Here is a 1,810-nt window from a genome sequence, read left to right as displayed (position 1 = left end):
CCCGCGAGCGGCGCGCCGCCCGCGGGGGAGCCGGGGCCGGGGCCGGGGCACTCGTCCGCGGGATCGTCGACGGGCAGAAAGACGGCGCGCGCGCCGTCCAGCGCGGTCACCGACAGCGTCGGCTGGAACAGCCACGCCGTGTCCGCGGACGAGTGCGGCTCCGGTTGGCTGTTGACCAGCGTCAGCTCGACGACGCGACGGGCACCGCGCTCGCGGACGGCGACGACGAGGAAGACCCCGGTCTCGTCGTCGCCGACGAGCGGCATCCGCCGGGAACCGACGCCCAGGTGATCGTCCAGGCGGATCTCCCGGTTCGCGAAGACCACCGGTTCGCGGGTCCACGCGCTGCGCTTGCGGCCCTCGTCGTCCTCCACCTCCCGCTTGGTGTAATGCCCCCAGGCCGCCGTGACGGCGAGGACGTCGACCGGATCCGTGCCGTCGGTTCCGGCCGGCCCGTCACTTCCGGCCGGCACGGCGAAGGAGAGTCCCATCGACGACGCCCAGATCCGCCCCCGGTTCTGCGGGGTGGCGATCTCCGGCAGGTCGGCGTCCGCGTCGCCCTGCACAGCCGTCTCCGTGTCGGCGACGACGTCCGCGGTGGCGGCCTCCCGGGCACCGCGCGGAGCCGGCTTCGGCCCGAGCATGCCGACGAGGTACCGCTCGCGCGGGCCCATCGCCCTGGGGTGGAACTGCTCGCGCTCGCCGCCCCACGGGCCGAGCAGATCCCGGCGGACGAGTTCGGCGAAGGCATCCCGGACCTCGTAGGACGCCGCCGGCTCGAAGAGCTGTGGCGCGTCGAGGACCTCCGCGGCCGTACGGCCGTCGGCGTCCGCACCGGCCCCGTCGCCCGCGCCGGTGCCGCCCACGCCCCCCGGCGCGGCGGGCGAAGGCGGCGCCGCCCGCGCCCCTGGGACCCCCCGCGGCACGGGGAACAGCCCACCCTCGGCCTCCGGCTCCACCACGGCGCGTCTCCCCCCTCGGCATCCACCGGGCCTCGACGACCCGCCACGAATGCTGTGTACTTGATTTCTGTGTACTCGGTTCACAGGCTACACCATCGTCATCGGCGACGAAAGCCACCATCCCACCCGGGTCCGACATGTCGGCCGGTGAATGCGCGGGACCTGGGCACGCTCCGCAGTCCCCGGACCGTGCCTTGCCCCCCACAACGTGGCCACCGCGCATGGGACCCCGCGCGATCATGCGGACCCGACCTCGTGAACGCTCGCGCGGGTCAGTGGTCAGGGCATCCGGGCGACACCGCCGTACCAGTTGACCTGGGCATCGGTCGGGCCGTCCGGGGTCACCTCGGCCCGCCAGCGATGGACGATCTGCACTCCCGGCTCGACGAGCTCCAGACCGTCGAAAAAACGTTCGACTTCGGCGCGGGTACGCATCGTGAGGGGAATCCCCCGCTGCCGGTAGACCTCGACAAGCCGTCCGGCCTCCCCCGGCGCGGCATCGGCCGTGCAATGAGTGAACGCCAGACAGCTACCCGAGGGCAGGGCGTCGAGGTAGCGACGGACAAGGCCGTAGGGATCCTCGGAATCGGGATGAAAATGCATGATCGCGATCAGGGAAAGCGCGATGGGGCGGCTCAGGTCGAGCGTGTCGCGTACCTCGGCCGAAGCCAGGATCTTCCCCGGTTCCCGCAGGTCGGCGTTCAGATAGGCGATACGACCCTCGGGTGTGCCGGTCAGCAGGGCGCGAGCATGCGCGAGGACGATCTGTACCATCCCTGGGATACACACGCACTTGTAGGACGGCTCGGCAGTCTTCGTCGTCGGTATGGCCCGGGTGCCCGCCGCGG

At 72.3% G+C, this 1,810-nt stretch carries 1 protein-coding gene and 1 pseudogene; both read right to left on the bottom strand.

What is annotated here, in order from left to right:
- Nucleotides 1–962 (bottom strand): annotated as a pseudogene (locus tag AC08ON_RS16240) (DISARM system helicase DrmA); the annotation flags it as partial.
- Between the two features lie 279 nt (nt 963–1,241).
- On the bottom strand, nt 1,242–1,810 hold a 569-nt coding region (locus AC08ON_RS16235; RefSeq protein WP_476617269.1), incomplete at its 5' end, for an SAM-dependent methyltransferase.

This window comes from Frankia sp. CoWAU3 (assembly GCF_977971855.1).
The sequence above is the reverse complement of the archived record's forward strand: the minus strand, read 5'-3'. Positions and strand labels throughout refer to the sequence as shown.